The organism is Nocardia sp. NPDC059195, assembly GCF_042754695.1.
GTDB lineage: Bacteria > Actinomycetota > Actinomycetes > Mycobacteriales > Mycobacteriaceae > Nocardia.
Genome location: NZ_JBHZBG010000005.1, coordinates 188,651 through 210,481 on the forward strand (window position 1 = coordinate 188,651; position 21,831 = coordinate 210,481).

At 65.7% G+C, this 21,831-nt stretch carries 16 protein-coding genes; 12 read left to right on the plus strand and 4 right to left on the minus strand.

Going from position 1 to position 21,831, the window contains the following annotated elements; all coding sequences use genetic code 11:
• Positions 1–17: 17 nt before the first annotated feature.
• The 7 genes from ACFXKN_RS09810 to ACFXKN_RS09840 all read left to right on the plus strand — a co-directional run bounded on the left by ACFXKN_RS09810 (position 18) and on the right by ACFXKN_RS09840 (position 12,425).
• A complete protein-coding gene (locus ACFXKN_RS09810) occupies positions 18–521 on the plus strand; it encodes a DUF732 domain-containing protein (protein WP_378946769.1) in 504 nt (167 codons plus the stop codon).
• Positions 515–1,507 carry a cutinase family protein gene (locus ACFXKN_RS09815; RefSeq protein WP_378948150.1) on the plus strand — a complete coding sequence of 331 codons (993 nt, stop codon included), beginning with the start codon at positions 515–517 and terminating at the stop codon, positions 1,505–1,507. The genes ACFXKN_RS09810 and ACFXKN_RS09815 overlap by 7 nt, the downstream gene beginning before the upstream one ends.
• A gap of 140 nt (positions 1,508–1,647) precedes the next feature.
• Positions 1,648–2,667: an LLM class F420-dependent oxidoreductase gene (locus ACFXKN_RS09820; protein ID WP_056822285.1), complete on the plus strand. Its 1,020-nt coding sequence runs from the start codon at positions 1,648–1,650 to the stop codon at positions 2,665–2,667.
• A 185-nt stretch (positions 2,668–2,852) separates the two neighbouring features.
• Positions 2,853–4,763, plus strand: a complete 1,911-nt coding sequence (gene fadD32 / locus ACFXKN_RS09825) for a long-chain-fatty-acid--AMP ligase FadD32 (protein ID WP_379432862.1) — start codon at positions 2,853–2,855, stop codon at positions 4,761–4,763.
• A 186-nt stretch (positions 4,764–4,949) separates the two neighbouring features.
• Positions 4,950–10,190, plus strand: coding sequence for a polyketide synthase Pks13 (gene pks13, locus ACFXKN_RS09830; RefSeq protein ID WP_379432863.1), 5,241 nt, complete (start codon positions 4,950–4,952; stop codon positions 10,188–10,190).
• Positions 10,191–10,194: 4 nt separating this feature from the next.
• A complete protein-coding gene (locus tag ACFXKN_RS09835) occupies positions 10,195–11,739 on the plus strand; it encodes an acyl-CoA carboxylase subunit beta (protein ID WP_378946755.1) in 1,545 nt (514 codons plus the stop codon).
• A gap of 104 nt (positions 11,740–11,843) precedes the next feature.
• Positions 11,844–12,425: a Uma2 family endonuclease gene (locus tag ACFXKN_RS09840; protein WP_378946752.1), complete on the plus strand. Its 582-nt coding sequence runs from the start codon at positions 11,844–11,846 to the stop codon at positions 12,423–12,425.
• A 152-nt stretch (positions 12,426–12,577) separates the two neighbouring features.
• On the opposite strand, the gene ACFXKN_RS09845 is transcribed toward ACFXKN_RS09840, so the two are convergent.
• Positions 12,578–13,102 carry a hypothetical protein gene (locus ACFXKN_RS09845; protein ID WP_378946745.1) on the minus strand — a complete coding sequence of 175 codons (525 nt, stop codon included), beginning with the start codon at positions 13,100–13,102 and terminating at the stop codon, positions 12,578–12,580.
• A gap of 802 nt (positions 13,103–13,904) precedes the next feature.
• Here ACFXKN_RS09845 and ACFXKN_RS09850 point away from each other — a divergent pair.
• Genes ACFXKN_RS09850 through ACFXKN_RS09860 form a run of 3 tightly spaced genes read left to right on the plus strand, consistent with a single transcriptional unit; the run spans position 13,905 to position 16,168 of the window.
• Positions 13,905–14,513: a WXG100 family type VII secretion target gene (locus tag ACFXKN_RS09850; protein WP_378946742.1), complete on the plus strand. Its 609-nt coding sequence runs from the start codon at positions 13,905–13,907 to the stop codon at positions 14,511–14,513.
• A 1-nt stretch (position 14,514) separates the two neighbouring features.
• Complete coding sequence (locus ACFXKN_RS09855; protein WP_378946739.1) at positions 14,515–15,861, plus strand: hypothetical protein; 1,347 nt, start codon at positions 14,515–14,517, stop codon at positions 15,859–15,861.
• Between the two features lie 10 nt (positions 15,862–15,871).
• Complete coding sequence (locus tag ACFXKN_RS09860) at positions 15,872–16,168, plus strand: hypothetical protein (protein ID WP_378946736.1); 297 nt, start codon at positions 15,872–15,874, stop codon at positions 16,166–16,168.
• 74 nt (positions 16,169–16,242) lie between these two features.
• Here the strand turns inward: ACFXKN_RS09860 and ACFXKN_RS09865 are convergent, their stop codons facing one another.
• Together ACFXKN_RS09865 and ACFXKN_RS09870 are read right to left on the minus strand one after the other, a co-directional pair.
• Entirely contained in the window at positions 16,243–16,740 is a 498-nt protein-coding gene (locus ACFXKN_RS09865) for a peptidylprolyl isomerase (protein WP_378946733.1), read from the minus strand.
• Between the two features lie 371 nt (positions 16,741–17,111).
• Entirely contained in the window at positions 17,112–17,459 is a 348-nt protein-coding gene (locus tag ACFXKN_RS09870) for a hypothetical protein (RefSeq protein ID WP_378946730.1), read from the minus strand.
• On the opposite strand from ACFXKN_RS09870, the gene ACFXKN_RS09875 reads away from it, so the two are divergent.
• Together ACFXKN_RS09875 and ACFXKN_RS09880 are read left to right on the plus strand one after the other, a co-directional pair.
• Positions 17,458–17,772: a hypothetical protein gene (locus ACFXKN_RS09875; protein ID WP_378946727.1), complete on the plus strand. Its 315-nt coding sequence runs from the start codon at positions 17,458–17,460 to the stop codon at positions 17,770–17,772. The two genes, ACFXKN_RS09870 and ACFXKN_RS09875, sit on opposite strands and share 2 nt — an antisense overlap.
• Positions 17,773–18,229: 457 nt before the next feature.
• Positions 18,230–21,562 (plus strand): arabinosyltransferase domain-containing protein, encoded by a 3,333-nt coding sequence (locus tag ACFXKN_RS09880; RefSeq protein WP_378946723.1) that lies wholly within the window; start codon positions 18,230–18,232, stop codon positions 21,560–21,562.
• A gap of 73 nt (positions 21,563–21,635) precedes the next feature.
• On the opposite strand, the gene ACFXKN_RS09885 is transcribed toward ACFXKN_RS09880, so the two are convergent.
• Positions 21,636–21,776 (minus strand): hypothetical protein, encoded by a 141-nt coding sequence (locus ACFXKN_RS09885; RefSeq protein ID WP_165610232.1) that lies wholly within the window; start codon positions 21,774–21,776, stop codon positions 21,636–21,638.
• Positions 21,777–21,831 lie beyond the last annotated feature (55 nt).

The window sequence follows — 21,831 nt, forward strand, 5'->3', positions numbered from 1 at the left end:
CGAGGAAAGACATCTTCATGCATCGGATCCCTGGCAAGGTAGCCGGATCGGTCGCGGCCCTGGCTGCCGTCGCCCTCTTGTCCGCCTGTGGCGGCAACGACTCGACCGCGTCGCAGACGCCCACCCTCTCCAGCAGCGCGGCAGCGAAGTCGACAACGACGCCGCCTGTGGTCATCGAGCCGCCGGCCGAGGCCCCGTCGAGCACCGCGGTGGAGCCGAGCGCGTCTGCCGAGGAGCCGACGCCCATCCCGCAGACCAGCGCCCCCGCGCCCGCGACCGGCAAGGACAAGGCGTTCCTCGACGAGCTGGCCAAGAACGGCATCACCCCGGCCGACACGACGAGCGCGCTGACCGCCGCCACCTACATCTGCTCGACCAAGGGCACCGGCGCCAGTGAAGCCGATGTCGCCACCTTCGTCGCCGCGATGGCGGGCACCGACCCCGCCTTCGACGCGTCGAAGATGGACGTCAACAAGGCAGCTCAGATCTACATCGCTGCCGCGAACTCGACCTACTGCTAGTGACGCCCCGACCGACGCGACGCTCCCGCAGGTTCTGGCCTGCGGGATGCTTCACCGTGCTGGCGCTGCTCGTCCTGGCGATCATCGTCATCGTGCTGCTCTGGTACCTGCTCGCCGGCCGGTTGAAAGAGCCGCCACCGACGCCGCCCGGTCCGCCGCCGCCGACGTCGCAGTCGGCGGAGTGCCCCGATGTGATGCTGCTCTCGATCCCGGGGACCTGGGAGTCGTCGAGCACCGACGATCCGTATAACCCGCACGCGAACCCGATCTCGTTGATGCTCAGCGTTTCCGGGCCGCTGCGCGCGCAGTTCCCGGACAACCGGCTCGAGGTGTACACGGTCCCGTACGTGGCCCAGTTCTCGAATCCGATCGCGTTCCCGCCCGACGGCCAGGCGTCCTACAACAACAGCCGCACCGAGGGCACCGCGCGCGCCACCGACGTCCTGGCCCAGCGCCACCAGGAATGCCCGTTGACGAACTTCGTCATCTCGGGCTTCTCCCAGGGCGCGGTGATCGCCGGTGACGTAGCCGCCCAGATCGGCGCGGGCAACGGCCCGATCCCGGAAGCCAACGTGCTCGGCGTGACAGTGATCGCCGACGGCCGCCGCACCGCGACCGGTCCAGGACAGCCCACCGAGATCGGTGACCCCCCGCCGACGGGTGAGGGTGCCGAGGTGGCGCTCAAGGGCGTCAACGTGCCGGGCATCAGCATGACCGGTCCGCGCCCTGGCGGTTTCGGCACGCTGGCACCGAAGGTGAACTCCATCTGCGCGCCCGGCGACATGATCTGCGACGCACCACGCCAGGCCCTCAATCCGGCCAACGCGCTCGGCAGCCTGGCGGCGCTGATCCGCTCGGCCGGCAACCCGGTGCACGCGCTGTACGCCTCGAATCCGGTGGACAGCGACGGCACAACGGCCACCCAGTGGACGGTCGACTGGGCCGCCGCGCTCATCGAGAACGCACCACATCCGCCACATTCCTGACGGAGTTGTCACAGTCACAGCGGGGGCATGATTGCCATGGTTCATGCCTCGCTGTGACATCCGCACGCCGGATCGCTCGCACGCTGTAAAGTGCGCTGGGAATTGCGCCCGAGTACACACCAGCCAGGAGCGAAGAGTTCATGACCGAAGCTGCCGCACCCGTCGGTGAGTTGACCGCGCTGGGTACGCCGCTGCGTCCGTTCCGCTTCGGAGCGGCCGGAGAGGGCAACAAGCAGGAGGGTGGCGCGCGCAAGTTCGTTCAGACGGCGCAGGAAGCCGAAGAGATGGGTTACGACACCTTCTTCGTTCCTGATCACCTGGGCGATCAGATCGGCCCGATCGCCGCGCTGGGCGCACTCACGCAGGCCACCAGCAAGATCCGCCTCGGCACCTCGGTGCTGGCCAATGGGTTGCGCCATCCGGTCGTGGTCGCCAAGGAGCTGGCCACCCTCGATGTCCTGTCCAAGGGGCGCCTCGAGGTCGGCGTCGGCGCGGGCTGGATCAAGGAAGAGTTCGACAACGCGGGCATCCCGTTCGAGCGTCCCGGCATCCGGCTGGAGAAGCTCGACGAGTCGCTGACCATCCTGGACACGCTGCTGCGCGGCCAGGAGTGCAATTTCGAGGGCAAGCACTACCAGGTGCGTGGCATCAAGGGCACCCCGCGCCCGCGCCAGGGCCCGCGCCCGCCGCTGTGCACCGGTGGCGGCGGTCCGAAGATGCTGGCGCTGGCGGCCAAGCACGCCGATATCGTCTCGGTCGTCCCGCAGACCACCAAGAACGGCAAGGGCCTGCTCTCGGGCATTACGCTCGAGAAGACGATCGAGAAGGTCAACATCGTCAAGGCCGCTGCCGGTGACCGCTTCGCCGACATCGAGCTGAACTGGGCGATCACCGCTATCGTCATCACCGACGACCGGGAGAAGACCGCCGAGATGGCGCTGCGCGCGATCGAACGCGGCCTGCATCCCGACCTCGAAGTCGACGTCGAACTGACCGTCGAGGAGATCCTGAGCTCGCCTTACATCGCGATCGGCACGTTCGAGGAGATCGCCGAACAGGTCAAGCGTGTGCGGCAACTCACTTCGATGTCGTATGTGGGCATCTTCCCCACCCAGATGGACGCTTTCGCGCCTGTCATTCCGCTGCTGCGGGAGGACTGAGCGGGGGTTCTCTGTAACATGACTCTGGTTTGAGAACATCTAGCCGATAGCGGTCACCGCGCAGACCGCTCGAAAATCCGCAGGGTTGTCGACTACGCACGTTCGTGCGAGTGCGATGGCCGGTGGCGATATAGCGAGTCGAGGCCGCAGAGCTTGTCATCGCGTCCTCGCAAGGAGAAGAAGGAATGGAAGAGACTTTCGACGACTACCTGGACGAGACCGGGAACATCATCATTCCCGAGGGTCGGACCCTGGTCGATCACGTCGAGAAGCACACCCGTAACGATGCGAATACGCTCGCGTACCGCTACATCGACTATTCGCGGGAACGTGACGGCGAGGTGCACGAGCTGACCTGGCAGGAGTTCGGAGTTCGGCTGCGCGCGGTGGCCGCTCGCCTGCAACAGGTGACCAACCCGGGCGACCGGGTCGCGATCCTCGCGCCGCAGGGCCTGGACTACGTGATCTCCTTCTTCGCGGCGATCTACGCTGGCACCATCTCGGTGCCGCTGTTCGATCCCGACGAGCCGGGCCACACCGACCGCTTGCACGCCGTCCTCGGCGACTGCGAGCCGTCGGCGATCCTCACCGCGACCTCCTCGGCCGCCGGTGTGCGCCAGTTCTTCCGCTCGCTGCCCGCCGCGCAGCGCCCGCGCATCATCGCCGTCGACGCCATCCCGGACACGCTCGGTGACTCCTGGGTGCGCCCCGACACCGCGGTCGGTGACATCGCCTACCTGCAGTACACCTCGGGTTCCACCCGGGTGCCCGCCGGTGTGGAGATCACGCACCGCGCGGTCGCCACCAACCTGCTGCAGATGATCAAGTCGCTGAACATGAACGAGAACTCGCGTGGTGTCACCTGGCTCCCGCTGTTCCACGACATGGGCCTGCTCACGGTGATCCTGCCCGCGGTCGGCGGCAAGTTCATCACCATCATGTCGCCGAGTGCGTTCGTGCGGCGTCCCTCGCGCTGGATCAACGAGCTGGCCGCGGTCTCCGACGGTGCGGGCACGTTCGCGGCCGCGCCGAACTTCGCGTTCGAGCACGCCGCCGCGCGTGGTGTGCCCAAGGCGGGCGAGTCGCTCGACCTGTCGAATGTGATCGGCCTGATCAACGGGTCCGAGCCGGTGACGGTCTCCTCGATGAAGAAGTTCAACGAGGCATTCGCGCCGTTCGGGCTGCCCAAGACCGCGATCAAGCCGTGCTACGGCATGGCGGAGGCGACGCTGTTCGTCTCGGCTACCCGCGCCGAGGACGAGGCCAAGTACGTCTACGTCGATCGCAACGAACTCAACGCGGGCCGCATGGTGCGCGTCGACCAGTCCGACGAGACCGCCATCGCGCAGGTGTCGTGTGGTTACGTCGGGTTGTCGCAGTGGGCCGCGATCGTGGATCCGGAATCGGCGGACACCGCGCAGGGTCGCGAGCTGCCCGACGGGCAAGTCGGCGAGATCTGGCTGCACGGCAACAACATGGGCATCGGTTACTGGGGTCGCCCCGACGAGTCGACCAAGGCGTTCCGTAACAAGGTCACCGAGCCGGTCGCCGGCGGCCACACCGACGGCACCGATCCCGATGCCGACTGGATGCGCACCGGCGACTTCGGTGTGTACTTCGAGGGCGAGCTCTACATCACCGGTCGCGTCAAGGACCTGGTGATCGTCGACGGACGCAACCACTACCCGCAGGACCTGGAGTACTCCGCACAGGAGGCCTCCAAGGCGCTGCGTCCCGGTTTCGTCGCGGCCTTCGCGGTGCCCGCCAATCAGCTGCCCGCCGAGGTCTTCGCCGCCGACAGCCATTCCGGCCTGAAGTTCGACGTCGACGACGCGTCCGAGCAGCTGGTGGTCGTAGCCGAACGTGGTCCCGGCGCAGGCAAGGCCGACCCCGGCCCGATCGCCGACGCGGTGCGTGCCGCGGTGTCGGTGCGCCACGGCGTGACCGCTCGTGACATCCTGCTGGTGCCCGCCGGTTCCATCCCGCGAACCTCCAGCGGCAAGATCGCCCGGCGCGCCTGCAAGGCCGCCTACCTCGAGGGAACGCTGCGCGGTGGTTACACCCAGCAGGCTTTCCCCGATGCACCGGAAGAGTAATTGGCTCGACACGGAGACGACGCCCGGCATGCGCCTGCATGCCGGGCGTGGAGTTCCACGGCGCGCCCTGCACACAGACAGGTAGCTTGAGGACTGATGGTTCATAACGATGGCTCCCAGAACAGTGATCGTCCCGGGACGACCGCTTCCGGTGACAACGATGGCGCCCAGAATGACGACCGTGCGATGACTCCTTCCGGTGACAACGCGACCCCGCCGACCGGCGGTGAGCTTTCGGTAGCCGAGCTGCGCGAATGGCTGCGCCGCTGGGTCGCCGACGCGACCGGACAGTCTGTCGACGCGATCACCGTCGACCGGCCGATGGAGGAGTTCGGCCTCGCCTCGCGCGACGCCCTCGCCCTCGGTGGTGACATCGAGGACCACACCGGAGTCTCGCTGGCCCCGACGGTGATCTACCAGCATCCGACGATCGCGTCGCTGGCCGAGATCATCGTCAACGGTGAGCCGGAGCCCGAGCCCGAGGACTCCTCGGACTACACCGCCGCGTTCGCGCCGTCCGAGGCGCACGACATCGCGGTAGTCGGTCTGTCCACCCGTCTGCCGGGTGCGGGTACCACGCCCGAGTCGACCTGGGAGTTCATCATCGGACGCGGTGACGCGATCCGTGAGCTGCCCGAAGGTCGCTGGTCGGAGTTCCTGACCGATCCGTCCGTCGCCAAGACCATCGACCAGGCCAACACCCTCGGCGGCTACCTCGACCAAGACGTGGTCAAGGGTTTCGACGCCGAGTTCTTCGCGATGTCGCCGATCGAGGTCGAGCAGGTCGACCCGCAGCAGCGATTGATGATGGAACTCACCTGGGAGGCGCTCGAGCACGCGCGCATCCCGGCCAGTGACCTCAAGGGTGAGCAGGTCGGCGTGTTCGTCGGCTCGTCCACCAACGATTTCCAGATGATCGCCTCGCTCGGTCTCGGCGACACCGATCCCGACGCGCCTGCCTCGTCCCGGGGATACGCGCTGCTCGGCGGCTCGACTGGTGTCATCGCCAATCGCGTCTCCTACTTCTACGACTTCCGTGGCCCCTCGGTCACCGTCGACACCGCCTGCTCGTCGACCATCGTCGCCGTGCACCAGGCCGTGCGCGCGCTGCGTTCCGGCGAGGCCGAGGTGGCGATCGCCGGTGGCGTGAACATGATCCTGGCTCCGGTCATCACCCTCGGTTTCGACCAGAACGGCGCTGTCGCCAAGGACGGGCACATCAAGGCGTTCTCTTCGGATGCCGATGGCATGGTTCGTTCCGAAGGCGCCGGCATGGTCGTGCTCAAGCGCCTGGCCGACGCCGAGCGCGACGGCGACAACATCATGGGCGTCATCAAGGGCTCCGCGGTGAACTCCGACGGCCGCTCCAACGGCCTGTTCGCACCCAACCCCGAGGCACAGGCCGACGTCCTGCGCGCCGCCTACCGTGACGCGGGCATCGTCCCTTCCACGGTCGACTACATCGAGGCGCACGGCACCGGCACCCCCATCGGCGACCCGATCGAGGCCGAAGCGCTCGGTCGCGTCGTCGGCCGTGGCCGCGATGCCGACAAGCCCGCCCTGCTCGGTTCGGCCAAGTCCAACTTCGGCCACCTCGAATCCGGCGCGGGCGCCGCGAGTCTCGCCAAGGTGCTGATGTCGTTCCAGCACAACGTGATTCCGCCGAGCATCAACTACGCGGGCCCGAGCCCGTACATCCCGTTCGAGCAGGCCAACCTCAAGGTCGTCGACGAGGCGACCGAGTACCCGCGCTACAGCGGCGTCGCGACCGTCGGCATCTCCGGCTTCGGTTTCGGTGGCACCAACGCGCACATGGTGCTGCAGGAGTACGTGCCGACGGCTCCGGTTGTCGAGGACGTGACCGCCGAGCAGGTCGCCGCCGAGGAGATCGAGGGCGAGGAGACCACCGATGTGGTCGCCGAGGCCATCGCGATCACCGAGGCCGCCGTTGAGCCGGTGGCGCCCGTGCTCGAGTGGGACGGCGAGCGCGCTGAACCGCTCCCGGTGATCCTGGCCGTATCCGCCTACCTGCCCTCGCGCCGCAAGCGCGCGGCCGCCGACCTGGCCGATTGGCTGGCGGGTGCGGGCAAGGACGTGCCGCTGGTCGATGTGGCTCGCTCGCTGGCCAAGCGCAGCCACCAGCGTTCGCGCGGTGTGGTGCTGGCCAAGACCCATGACGAGGCCGTCGCCGGTCTGCGCGCCATCGCCGAAGGCAAGCCCGGCGCCGGTGTGTTCACCGCCGATTCCCCGGCCGCCGCGGCGCCGGTGTGGGTGATGTGTGGCTTCGGCGCGCAGCACCGCAAGATGTCCAAGCAGCTCTACAACGAGAACGCGATCTTCCGCGCGACCGTCGACGAGGTCGACGCGCTGGTGCAGGACGAGGCGGGCTACTCGATCCGCGAGATGTTCCTCGACGACGAGCAGGACTACGACGTCGGCACCTGCCAGGTCGGAATCTTCACCACCCAGCTGGGCCTGGCCGCGGTGCTGCGCGCGCACGGCGCGGAACCCGCTGCGGTGGTTGGTCATTCGATGGGTGAGGTCGCGGGTGCGTATATCGCGGGCGGCCTGAGCATCGAGGACGCGGTGCGCGTGATCTGCGCCCGCTCGCGCCTGATGGGCGAGGGCGAGCAGATGCTGAGCGACGACGACGTGCGCAATATGGCACTGGTCGAGCTCAGCGCCCACGATGTCGCCGAACTGCTGCCGCGCTTCCCCGATGTGGAGGTCGGGGTGTACGCCGCACCGACCAACACGGTCATCGGCGGGCCGCGTGAGCAGGTCGAGCAGATCGTCGCCGAGGTGGAAGCTTCGGGTAAGTTCGCCCGCATCCTCCAGACCCGGGGCGCCGGCCATACCTCACAGATGGACCCGCTGCTCGGCGAGTTGGCCGCCGAACTGGCGGGTATCGAGCCGACCGCGCTGCGGACCGGTCTGTACTCCACGGTGCACGAGGGCCTGTTCTTCAAGGCAGGCTCCGAGCCGGTTCACAACGAGCCCTACTGGGTGAAGAACATGCGTGGCTCGGTGTACTTCACCAACGCGATCAAGGCCGCCATCGACTCCGGGCACACCACGTTCCTGGAGCTGGCACCCAATTCCGTTGCGCTGATGCAGGTGCTGGGCACCACGTTCGCGGCGGGCGTGCACGACGCGCAGCTCATCCCGACTTTGAAGCGTAAGGAAGACGAGTCCGCCGGTGTGATCGGCGCGCTCGCCCAGCTCTACGTGCACGGCCACGCCGTGAACCTGAGTTCGCTGCTGCCCGAAGGTGATTACGCCGACGTGCCGCGAACCGCGTTCGTGCGCAAGGAGTACTGGCCCAAGGTGTCGATGTCCTCGGGCGGCGGGAATACCCGTGTGCCCGGCGCGCACGTGGCCATGCCGGACGGCCGTCACGCCTGGGAGATTCAGGCCTCCTCGGTCAGTGACCTGGCCGTGCTGGTGAAAGCCGCTGCCGCACAGGTCCTTTCCGATGTCGCGGTCGCTGTTTCACATCCGCACGCCGCACTGCCCACCGCGGGCACGCTGACCACCACGTTGACGCCGCACCTCGGTGGTGCGTCGGTCCAGGTGCACGCCAAGTCCGGCGCCGCGTTCACCCTGCTGTTCGACGCGGTCGTCACCTCCGGTGCCGCTCTCCCCGAACCCGTTGTCGCCGTGGCGGTTCCGGTCGCCGAAGCCGCGCCGACCGCCGCCGAGATCGCCATCGCCACCGGCGACCGCTGGAGCCCCGACAGCGGCGAGACCATCGAGCAGCGGCTGTGTGTCATCGTCGCCGAATCCATGGGCTACGCCGTCGAGGACCTCCCGATGGAGATCCCGCTGATGGAACTCGGCCTCGACTCGCTGATGGCGATGCGCATCAAGAACCGCGTCGAATACGAATTCGACATCCCGCAGCTGCAGATCTCGGCCGTGCGCGACGCCAGCCTCAACGAGGTGTCGAAGGTGCTGCGCTACGCGATCGAGCATCGCGACGAGGTCGCGGCGATGGCGGAGAAGCAGGCTGCCGCCAAGGCCGCCGGTGAAGATGTCGAGCTGGGTGTCGACGCCAACTTCGTCGAGGCTGCTCGGGCCGCGATCGCCGCGGGTGAGGATCCGTTGGCGGTGGCGAAGCAGGCCGAGGCCGAGCTGTCGTCGGAAGCTGCTGCTGCCGAACCGGTTTCGGATGCCGCGCCGACTGATGCCAGTGCCCCGACTGCTCCTGAAGCGGGCGCTGTCGCCGAGGCCGCGACTGTCGCCGAGGTGGCTGCGTCTGCCAACGACACTGCCGCCGAAGCAGTTTCGGAGCAGGCTGCGGTCGCTGACATCGACTACTTCGCCGATGCGAGCGCCGATGAGGACAACGTTCCGCCACGTGACGCGGCCGAGCGCCTGACCTACGCCACCTGGGCCGTCGTCACCGGCACCTCGCCCGGTGGCGTCTACAACACCCTGCCGATCCTCGAAGAGGAGGTCGCCGAGAAGATGGCGGCCCGCCTTACCGAGCGGGTCAAAGCAGAGGTGACCGTCGACGACGTGCTCGATTGTGAGTCGATCGAGCAGCTCGCCGAGATCGTGCGCAATCTGCAGGACAGTGGCGCCGATGTAGACGGCTTCGTGCGTCCGCTGCGGGCGCGCGCCGAGGGCTCGGACGCCGTGCCGGTCTTCGTGTTCCATCCCTCGGGCGGCAACACCCTCGTGTATGAGCCGCTGCTGAAGCGTCTCGCAGCGGATACCCCGATGTACGGGTTCGAGCGGGTCGAGGGCGATATCGAGGAACGCGCCCGCCAGTACCTGCCCGAACTGCGCAAGCTTCAGGGCAACGGCCCGTACGTGCTGTACGGCTGGTCGCTCGGTGCGGTGCTGTCGCTGCAGGTCGCTCAGCTCCTTCGCGAAGAAGGCGCCGACGTGCGGGTTGTCGGTCTGATCGACCTGGCACTTCCGGTCAAGGGCGAGGACAACAGCCCCGAGGAGCGGGTGCGCCGCATTCAGCGCTACCAGCAGTTCGCCAAGGCCACCTACGGCGTCGAGGGCGAACTGCCCGACGAGCAGCTGCAGGAGCTCGCCCAGGCCAACGACGAGGAGCAGTACGACATCGTCGCCAGCCTGGTGAAGCTGACCGGTGCGAAGATCCCCGGCGGTGTGCTCGAACATCAGCGCACCTCGTGGATCGAGAGCCGCCATCTCGCGAAGGCGAAGCCGACCCAGTACGACGGTGACGCGGTGCTCTACCTGGCCGATCGGTACCACGACGGCATGATCCAGCTCGAGCCGCGTTTCGCGGACCGCAAGCCCAACGGTGGTTGGGACGAGTACATTCCGAACCTCGAGGTGGTCCGCATCCCCGGCGACCACCTACAGATTGTCGACGAACCGCGGATCGGCCAGATCGGTGCCGACCTCGCCGCCAAGCTGGCCGCGATTTCCGCAAAGGGAGAATAAGTAAGTGAGCACGACCGCCGAAAAGCTTGCCGATCTACACGAGCGGCTCGAGCTCGCCAAAGAACCCGCCGGTGAGAAGGGCATCGCCAGGCGGGCGCACAAGGGCATTCCAAGCGCGCGCGACCGGATCAACATGCTGATGGATCCGGGCACCTTCGTCGAGATCGGCGCGCTCGTGCGCACCGCTGGCGACCCCAACGCGCTCTACGGCGATGGTGTCGTGGCTGGGCACGGGTTGGTCGATGGTCGGCCGGTCGCGGTGTTCTCGCACGACCAGACCGTGTACGGCGGTTCGGTCGGCGAGGCGTTCGGCCGCAAGCTGTGTCGGCTGATGCAGTACGCGTCCAAGGTCGGCATCCCGCTGGTCGGCATCAATGATTCCGGTGGCGCGCGCGTGCAGGACGCGATCAGTTCGCTCGCTTGGACCGCGTGGCTGGCTACCAATGTCGAGCCGCTCTCGGGCATGGTGCCGCTCGTCTCGGTGCTGTTCGGTAACTGCGCTGGTGGCGCGGTGTATCAGCCCATCTGCACCGACGTCGTCGTGGCGACCGAGGACACCAAGATGTTCGTCACCGGTCCTAAGATCATCAAACAAGTCACCGGCGAGGATGTCAGCCTCGAGGAGCTGGGCGGCGCCCGCACCCAGGCCGAGAACGGCAACATCCACCATGTCGCCAAGGACGAGGCCGCGGCCTTCCAGTGGGTGCGCGAGTACCTGAGCTATATGCCGTCGAGCTGCCAGGAACTGCCGCCGGTGGTGAACCCCGGTCTCGAGCCGGAGATCACCGACTCCGACCGCGAGCTGAACACGTTCATGCCCGACTCCGACAACGCGGGCTACGACATGTACGACATCCTGCTGCGCATCTTCGACGACGGTGAGTTCAAGGAGATCAGCGCCGAATCCGGCCAGAACATCATCACCGGGTACGCCCGCATCGACGGCCGCACCGTCGGCGTCGTCGCCAACCAGCCGATGTCGGCGGCAGGCGCCCTCGACGCCCGCGCCTCCGACAAGGCCTCGCACTTCGTGCGCCTGTGCGACGCGTTCGAGATCCCGCTGATCTTCGTCGTCGACACCCCCGGCTTCCTGCCCGGCGTCGAGCAGGAAAAAGTCGGCGTCATCAAGCGCGGCGGCCGCTTCCTGTTCTCCTACGTCGAGGCCTCGGTCCCCAAGATCACCCTGGTGGTCCGCAAGTCCTACGGCGGCGGCTACGCGGTGATGGGCTCCAAGCAACTCGGCGCCGACATCAACCTCGCCTGGCCCACCGCCCGCATCGCCGTCATGGGCGCGGAGGGCGCGGTCAGCCTCCTCGGCGCCGCCCAAATCGCCGCCGCCCCCGAAGACCAGCGCGCCGCCATCCGCCAAAACCTGATCGATTTCTACAACGCCAACGTCGCCACCCCCTGGGTAGCAGCCGAACGCGGCTTCATCGATGCCATCATCGAACCGGCCACCACCCGCCTCGAACTCCGCCGAGCCCTGAAGTTGCTCCAGGACAAGAAGATCCAGCGCAACCCCCGCAAGCACCACGTGTTGCCGCTTTAACCAGAACCCCGAACGGGCCGCCACGGAAACTTCCGAGGCGGCCCGTTTGCGTATCTGGGGCTCAGCAGGCCCAAACCTGATCGCCGCTGGGTATCGTTGTTGCCATGACCGCAGCGCCTGAGCCGCTCATGACGACCGGGGAGTTCGAAGAACTTGCTCGCGTCGCCGGTCGTGTTTCGGAGGGTGTTCGTCTGGAGTACGTCGACGGGAAGCTGGGGGCGAAGGCAGTGCCGGACGGGGACCATGATTGCGTGCTCGAGTGGCTGATGCGCGTCCTGCTCGTGTTTCGGCCCGAGCTGTGGCTATTCCCCGAACGCGGACTGAAGATCGACTCCTACCGCACCGGCCGAGCGCGCCCTGACGGCACGCTGGCGCCCACCGGAGTTTTCGCGGGCCAGTCGGAGTGGGCCGACCCGGCCCCGGTTCTGATGGTCGTCGAGGTGACCTCCCACGACCAAGACACCGACCGTCGCGACCGCTGCGAAAAGCCCCGCGCCTACGCCCGAACGGGCATCCCGGTCTACCTCTTGATCGACCGAGAGAAAGGCTGCGTCGTGGTCCGCAGCAACCCCGTCGACGGCGACTACGAACGAATCCTGATCCAGCCGTTCGGTACCGAAGTCTCGATACCGGACCCGGTAGGCATCAGCATCGACACCGAGCCACTGAAGGCCTGGGTTTCCTGAGTCAGATCCCGTTGAGGTCGATCGCCACAGGGAAAGGCGCCGACACGTCAACCGTTCCTGTGAACATGTCGCCGGTCCGATACGACCTGGTCGCTGGGTCGAGCCGGTTGTGCCGCGACGGGCAGTTTTCGTCAGAGCGTTTGGGTGACCCACTACCGCCGGTAGTTCGGGTTCGCGTTGTACCCGGCGCCCGCCTGCGGTTGATTCTGAACGTGCGGCGCATAAGCGGGTGCGCCGTATCCGGGAGCTCCCTGCGGCCACTGGCCCTGGGCTTGCGGCGACCCATACGGAGCGGGTGCGGCCTGCTGCCACTGGCCCTGAGTCTGTGGCAGCCCATTAGGGGCGGGCTGTGATCCACCGACCGGCGGGAACCCTTGCGGCGTGGTAGCGGCGCGGCGAGCCCGGCGTGACCGGAGATTGCTGCGCAGCCAGAACGCGGAGCCGACGCTCATCAGCGCGCCGCCGCCGATCAGCATCCACCCGGTGCGCTTGTTCTGGGCTTCCTGCTCGGCGGCGTCGCGCTCCACCGATGAACCCTTGCTGGTCGTCACGCAGGTCTGGCCCGCCGACATGGCCTTGCCGTCGCAGTCGGCACCGCTGTTGAGTGTGGCGATTCCGCCGAAAACGAGGAAGCCACCGAACACTACGCCCAGCACCGAGTAAACGAGATCTTTCACGTATTCCCCCAAGAACTTTGATGAGTCGAGACACCGTACCGCGTGCCCCGTGGTGGGCAAATTGACGGACCCAGACCGATCTGGTCGGGACGGTTCGGGTTTACCTACCTGATCGGAGCACCCAAGGGTGCCGGTGTCGTAACCATCCCTGCCCGCTTCCCCGCACCGAACCCCGATTTGCGTCCTCGGCCAACACAATTGGCCCCACGCCTGTTTCGGCGTGTGGCGATGCTGGACCTGGGCGAAGGTGTGCACTCCCGAACCGACCAGGTGCGTACGTGCGAGGCGTACGACGAAGGTGCTCGCAGGAGGCTGGGTGTCAGGGTTGTTTGTCCCTCGGTCGGGCTCTCCGATAACGACCGACAGGAGCGGCCAGGGGCCCAGGGCACGACACAGGTAGCTCGTCGTCAGGGCGGACTTCACCCCTGGAACGACGAAAGCCCGGCGCAGGGTGCGCCGAGCCGTTGCATGTAGGATTTCACCCTACGGTGCGAACAGCTGTTGTCTGTTTCGTACCTAGGCCGTTCGGTGAGTTGGTAGCTCGCCGGGCGGCCGTTCTTGTTCGTGTGACGCTACACACTGCGGGCCCGCCGAGCAACTGGCGAGTTTTCGCTCCTGCCAGGCACTTCCGTGAAATCACCCATCGCCGCGACCTCTTCGCAGACCCGCAGTGTCAACTTGCTGCAATCCCCGAAGCTCGACGGAGGTTTGCCTGCCTCGGCTGGGATGCAGGCAGACTCCGCTGAGCTGCCCCGCCGGTTACCATCAAGCCCATGAGCATCCCTGGGGGGACGGCCAGTCGTTGACTGTTGTCCCGGACAAAGTTCGTGAAGTCGGCAACTACGTCTACGGCCTGGCGGATACGCTGCGCCAAGCGCTCGACTCGGCTGCCCGCGAGGTCGACGCCTGCGCGGGATCGAGTTGGACCGGCGATTACGCCAACACCTTCGCATCCGGCTGGTCCGAAACCCGAACCGGCGGCAATGCGATCATGACAGCGCTGGTCGAGATGGCCGAAAAGCTCGGCGTCACCGCTGATACCTACACCAACGCGACGAAGCCAACTCCGCCGCGCTCGGTTCGTTCAGCCTCGACCTACCGGGGCTATGAGATGGCATCCGAATTCACCGTCAATCTCGAGCACCTCGAGCAGATCGTCACCAAGCTCGTCGGGTTGTCGGGATTCATCGGCGACCATCTCGACGAAATCGATGACAAAGTGGCCGGCCTGATCGGAACCGGTTGGGAGAGCGTCGCCGCCGATGCGTACCAAGTTGCCCATCAGCAGTGGGCGGTCGGGGCCCGTGAATTCGTGGAAGGTATCCGCGACATGAGCGACGCGGCTAAGGCGGCGCATGGGCGGTACACCAACGCCATCGACGTCAATTACCGTATGCTGCAAGGCGGTTAGTGTGTACGTCGATTGGGTTTCCTACTATGACGCTGCCAAGAAATGCCACGACTTAGCCGACGATCTGCGCGCGGCTGACAAGCCCCTGCACACAGCGGTCAAAGACGTGGGCGCCGGGATGGCGGGAGACGCGCCGGGATGCGTCGAATGGGCGAAAGCCTACGACGGTGTCGCTCAGCGCGCGCTCCAAGCATGCACGAACCTTTCGGATGCTCTTACCAACTTCGGTAATGTCCTCTATGCGTCCGGGTACAACTACGGAACCAGTAATAACAGTGACCCAGCACCGCCGCGGCCAACCGTCGCAGCGATGTCAGAATATAAGGTTACGATTCCGTCGGCGACTACCGGAACGTCCGGAATCGGGGTACGTAAAGACGGTGACGGCCAGTTCTTCGACGACCTACTAAGCGATATCACCAGCGAGTTCAAGAAGCTGCCAAATGCAAACGTCAATGCGCTCGCGAAGGTATCGGAGGCTTGGTCGACATTCGCGTCGAGTGCAGCTCTGTCCGGGGCGAAAGCGCGAATCGCAACCATTTCGTCGATGTTCGACGATATGGATCAGATCAAGAACCGAGAACTGATTCAGCAGCACCTCAACACCATCGGCACCTCGGCCGACGCCATAGTATTGGCTGCTCAGAAGATCGCCGCTCCCGTCGGTGAATTCAACACCGGTATCCACAATGCCAGTCGGCAAATCGATATAGAAATGACCGATCTCAAGATCGAAGCCGGATTCACCATCGGTCTTGCCGCCGTCGGATCCATCTTCTCCCTGGGCGGCTCGGCTGTGGCAGGAGTAGCTAGGGTCGGTGTGCTCGTAGTCAGCGCCATGACGAAAATCCGCAAGGTCCTCAATTCTGCGGACCTTCTGAAGATTCTCGGTTTCGCGGCAGCGTTCGGTGGGGCTGTCGCTGCTATTACTGCCTTCGACGAAGTGCCTGACACCCAAAAGGTGGCCTTAGCGCTCGCTGAGATCATCGCGATGAAGGTGCTAGTCGACGATTCCCAGCGCTACCAGAATCTTCCCGTCGCACCAGCGATTCCCCTGGGAGGGCTTACCGACCTAGCCGAGGAGTACATTCGCGACAAACATGTCGAAGGCGGTGCGACGGCTGCGGCAGACCCGGACAAGAGTACATTTGATAAGGACGTAGACTTGGATGACCTTATCGACCTGGGGGAGGATGAGACGGCGAGGGGGCCAAACAAATATGGCAACTATGAACGGGATATCGATGCCGGCGAAAACGTAGGACAGTCGGGTGGAAATCCGACAAGTCGCTACAAGATAATTACTGACAGGTGGGGAACTGTGACAAACATGTTCCCGATTCCGTAGAAGGTGAGTTATGGGTATCTCGATTATCGTTCAGAATCAGATGCATGACCGGGTTGAAATCTATTTCGAGCGGGTGGCGCCCAAGTTGTCGGAGATGGCCCTGGCCGCACCCTCGGGCACTATGCTCGGTGAGATACACGCGTACGCAGATACAATGTTCAACACTTTCCAGTTGAATTTGTTTCTAGATGAACTGTTGGATATGTCATCCGAGGATGAGCTTGAACAAGAGGTCTTCGACACATTGCGTATGGCTGCGGAGAAGGCGATCAGGTGTAATGGATATCTGTGGTTCAGTGGTGACTGATCGACGAAGATCGTCTGACGGCCCGGGCCGCCACCGGATATGACGGTGGCGGCCCGGTGCACTGCGTCGAAAGATTAAGCGACGGTGGCGGATTCGATGATGACGTCGTCGACGGGGACGTCCTGGTGGGGGCCCGCGCTGCCGGTGGTGACGGCGGCGATCTTGTCGACTACCTCGAAGCCGTCGGTGACCTTGCCGAAGACGGCGTAGCCCCAGCCCTGGCCCTGGGGGGCGGAGTGGTTGAGGAAGGCGTTGTCGGAGATGTTGATGAAGAACTGAGCGGTGGCCGAGTGGGGGTCGTTGGTGCGGGCCATCGCGACGGTGTACTTGTCGTTCTTCAGGCCGTTGGTGGCCTCGTTCTGGATCGGCGCCTGAGTCGGCTTCTGCTTCAGGCCGGGCTCGAAGCCGCCGCCCTGCACCATGAAACCGGGGATGACGCGGTGGAACACGGTGCCGGCGTAGTGGCCCGAGTTCACGTAGTTCACGAAGTTGGCGACCGTGTTCGGCGCGGCCTGGTCGTCCAACTCGAGCACGATAGGTCCGTAGTTGGTTTCGATATTCACCTTGGTCATGGAGTCGAGTCTAGGGAGGGCGGGGGCTCAGAAGAGAGCGGGGGTCCGGGCGGGCGCGTCACCTCGTCTTCCCGGTGCGATGCCAGGCTGGATATTCGCGAAAGGCGCACCCTGAATGGATAACCATGCGGATTAATTTCCAAGGGTATTCGGAATAGAATGAACGGCATCGAAGACTATTTCGGACGCACCCCTGACACGACGAAATCCGCGCGCTTCGAACAAGCGCGCGGCCTCGCCGACGGAGTATGCCCCAGAATGTGTGGACCCGCGTGCGTATTGCTACGCACGCGGGTCTTTATTGCATATATTTCACCGAATTCGTAGTGACTTCGTCGCGTTACCCGTCACCCGAATATCTGTCGATGGAATCAGGGGCCGACCGTGATCGGCACCGACGGGGTGCTGGTGTTGGCCACCGAGTAGGTGGCCGTGACAGAGCCCGTGGTGGAGCTGGTCGGGCACCCGAACCCGCCGGTCACCTTGACCGGGGCTGATGCGTTGGTTACCGAGACCTTCGAGGGTGCCCCATTGGTCCACGTGCCCGCGATCGAGGCGGGCGCGGTGGGCGCGACTACGGCAGTGCACGAGGCGAGGCCGCTGGTCTTGATCACCATGCCACCGGTGGGAATCGCCAGGCTACCGGTGATGGTGGGGCCGTTCTGCCCGGTGAGCGCCCAACTGCCGCTGGTGGTGATGGTGGCGCTGACACCCCACATGCTGGTGGTGCAGCCGGAGAAGGTCGGCGCCGCGATCGGCACCGACACCGGCCCGCTCGGATTGGTGTTTCCGGGTGCGGCGGGTACCGATCCGGTCGCGGTGGAGCTGGTACAGGTGACGGTCACGCTGCCCGCCACGAATTTGACCGTGCCCGAATTGGTCGCCGTTACATTCGCACCGGCGGGTGCGACGGTGGTGGATCCGGCGGCCTGCGCCGGTCCAATTCCGAAAGCGACTGCGGCCGCCGCACAACTCAAGGAAGCCATCGTTGCGCGCGCAAACAGCTTTTTATCGAACATTGCGTACTCCTAGGGTGAAACCGACAGACATTCGAAGTGAAGCTGTCGTGTTCAAGAATACAACCGCAATTGTTCGTCGTTGCGATTCTTTCGGCCTGAATATTTCGCAGGAGAAACCTTCGTGATTCCGTCCCGAGCCTGCGTTCTCGCCCTTAAAATACGTGACCGTTACGCCATTTAACAGGTATTACTGGACTTTTTATACAAGTGTATTTTGCACACTGGTATCGTCGAGAAACTCCTGTGCTGATCCGAGATGACTGCCGAGCGCGCCGTTCGCGCCGGATTGATAGCTGATCGGCATGACGCTAAAACGGCACGTTTCCGCCTCACCCGCCGACTGCCGTCAAGACGAGCTGACTCCACACCCCTGATGAAACGCTCGAACTTCGCACCGTCGGCCGGTGCGCGGCCGCTGGTGTGGCGAGCGCCCCCTCACAACCAGGGGCGGACAGATACGATGTCGAACCGTGCCAGACGCCGCAACAGCTGTTCTCACCAAGCCTCCTGCCGAACCGGTGGTCACCGCGAGGGACTTCCGGATCGCGCGATGGATCGCGATGGTCGCCGGGATTCTCGGTGCCCTGTTCGCGGTGGCCACGCCGTTTCTTCCGGTCACGCAGACCACCGCCCAACTGAACTGGCCGCAGAACGGCACGCTCGCGAACGTGGCTGCACCGCTGATGTCGCAGGTGCCGATCGACCTGAATGTGTCGATCCCGTGTAGTGCCGTGTCGTCGCTGCCCGAGCAGGGCGGCATGCTGCTGGCGACCGCGCCCCCGCAGGGCGATCGCGCGGCCTTGGAGGCGCTGTTCGTGCGCGTCTCCGATACCGCGGTCGATGTGGTGGATCGCAATGCGGTGGTCGCCTCGGCGGACCGGTCGGCGATGGACGGGTGTTCGGCGATCGTCATCAGTTCCGACCAGAACCGCACCACCGCGGCGTTCGCGGGGCTGACCAAGCAGGTCGAGCGGCCGATCGCCGGACAGCCTGGTGCGGTGGAAACCGTGCAGGTGCCGGTGCAGGGGCAGCTCCCCGGTGACCTGCGGCCGCAGATCGTGGGCGTGTTCACCGATCTCGAAGGCGCGGTGCCGCCGGGCCTTTCGCTGACCTCGACGATCGACACCCGATTCTCGTCGAGCCCGTCGCTGATCAAGCTGGTCGCGATCATCGCGGCCGTGCTGTGCACGCTGCTGGCGCTCGCCGCGCTCGGCCGCCTCGACGGCAGTGACGGGCGCGGCCACCGCCGCTTCCTGCCGCGCAACTGGCTCAAGCCCACCTGGGCCGACGGCGCGGTGATCGGCACGCTGCTGGTCTGGCATTTCGTCGGCGCCAACACCTCCGACGACGGCTACATCCTGTCGATGGTGCGCGTGGCCCCCGACGCGGGTTATATGGCCAACTACTTCCGCTGGTACGGCGTCCCCGAGGCGCCATTCGGCTGGTATTACTACGTCATCCAGGTGTTCGCCGAGATCTCCACGGCCAGCCCGTGGGTGCGCGTGCCTGCGCTGATCTGCGCGATCCTGTGCTGGATGGTGATCAGCCGTGAGGTGGTGCCTCGCCTCGGCAACGCGGTGAAGCGCTCGCAGGTGGCGCTGTGGACCGGTGGCCTGGTGTTCCTGGCGTTCTGGCTGCCGTTCGACAACGGCCTGCGCTCGGAGCCGATCGTCGCCCTCGGCGCGCTGCTCACCTGGGTTTCCATCGAACGCGCCATCGCCACCGGCCGCCTGCTGCCCGCGGGCATCGCGGTGCTGATCGCGGCCTTCACCCTCGCCGCCGCGCCCACCGGCTTGATGTGTGTGGCCGCGCTGCTGGCCGGTATCCGGCCGCTGGTGCGGATCATCGTGCGCCGTCATCGCGAGTTCGGCACGGTCGCGCTGCTCGCGCCGATCGCTTCGGCGGGCATGCTCGTGCTCACGGTCGTCTACGGCGACCAGACCTTCGCGGGTATTCAGGAAGCCAACCGGGTCCGTCAGGCCACCGGCCCGAACCTGGCCTGGTACGAGGACTACCTGCGCTACTACTACATGTTCGTCGAGACCGTCGACGGCTCGCTGGCTCGCCGTTTCGCCTTCCTGGTGATGCTGCTGTGCCTGTTCACGACGCTGCTGGTACTGCTGCGCCGCCGTCAGGTGCCGGGGATCGCATCGGGTCCGACCTGGCGGCTGATGGGGATCGTCTTCGGCACGATCTTCTTCATGATGTTCAACCCCACCAAGTGGACCCACCACTTCGGTGCCTACGCGGGCATCGCGGGTGGTCTCGCGGCGGTGACCGCGGTGGCCGTGTCGCAGAGCGCGCTGCGTTCACGCAAGAACCGGGCGATCTTCCTGGCCGGATTGATGTTCGTGCTGGCGCTGTCGTTCTCCGGCATCAACGGCTACTGGTACGTGTCCAGCTACGGCGTGCCGTGGTTCGACAAGACCATCTCGGTGAGCGGCATCAACTCCAACACCGTGATGCTGATCCTGTTCGGCGTGGCGTTGGCCCTGGTCGGCTGGTACGCGCTGCGCGAAGATTACGTGAAGCCGGTGCCGTCGGTGAAGACCAAGCGCGGCAACAGGATTCGCAAGTTCGCCGCCATCCCGCTGACCATCGTGGTCGGTCTGATGGTGCTGTTCGAAGTGCTCTCGCTGGTCAAAGGCGCGACGCAGCAGTACCCCGGCTACTCGCTCGGCCGCTCCAACATCGACGCGCTGAGCGACAACTCGTGTGGCCTGGCCAACGACGTGCTGGTCGAATCCGACCCGAACGGTGGCAGGCTCGACCCGATCGTCGACCCGGCCCGCCCGTTCACCGACCCCAACGACCCACTGGCCGGCTCCGGCTCGGTCGGGTTCACCCCCAACGGCGTGCCGGGCGATCTGTCGGCCGACGCGGTCGAGGTGAAGCCGGGCACCGGTAACACCAGCAACCAGTCGGTCGGCGCGGCCTTCGCCGAAGGCGAGAGCGCGGGCACCGGCGGTGGTGAGGGCGCACTCGGCGTCAACGGTTCGACCGTGGCGCTGCCGTTCGGTCTCGACCCGGCCCAGACCCCGATTCTCGGCTCCTACCAGGAGGGCATGCAGCAGCCCGCCCACCTGGAATCGGCCTGGTACGGCCTGCCCGCCCGCTCCGACGACTCGCCACTGGTCGTGATCAGCGCGGCCGGACGCATCGCCTCCAAGGACGACTCCGGCTCCGACAAGTACGGTCAGGCGCTGTTCGTCGAATACGGCACCCGCAACCCCGACGGCAGCGTCACCACGCTCGGCGCCTACCAGCCGCGCGATATCGGCCCCGCGCCGTCGTGGCGCAACCTGCGCGTGCCGCTGGCCGACCTCCCGGCCGAGGTGAACGCCGTGCGCGTGCTGGCGAACGACCCGATCCTGATCGGCGATCAGTGGCTGGCGTTCACCCCGCCGCGGGTGCCCAAGCTGCAGAGCTTGGACACGTTCATCGGCCGTGACCAGCCGGTGCTGCTGGACTGGGCCGTCGGCCTGCAGTTCCCGTGCCAGCGTCCGTTCGCGCACAAGAACGGCGTGGCCGAGGTGCCGAACTACCGGATCCTGCCGGACCGTCCGCTGGCGATCTCGTCGACCGATACCTGGCAGGCGCAGGAGTTCGGTGGTCCGCTCGGCATGACCCAGATGCTGGCGAGCCGGGTCACCATCCCGACCTACCTGAAGGACGACTGGGCCCGCGACTGGGGCTCGCTGGAGCGCTACGACCAGTACGCGCAGGCCACCCCCGCCAAGCTCGAGACCGGCACCGCGCCGCGTAACGGGCTGTGGACCCCGGGCCCGCTGCGGGTGTTCTGACCTCGGCCGGACAGTAAAAGGCGCGGATCACATTGTGTGGTCCGCGCCTTTTCGGTCGGATGGGGGACAGGAGTCAGACGTTGAGCATGCGACGGTTCAGGTCGCGACGTAATACCTCTTGTGAAGGCAGTCTTTCCAGTACCCGCATTACGGCCGGTCGTAGTTCTTGTTTCTCGTCGTTGCTGAGCAACTCGACGAGATCTCGTAGATCCATGTCATCGAAGGCTCCTGTCATACCCACCAGCGTACGTGCTCAAACGTGCAGGCAC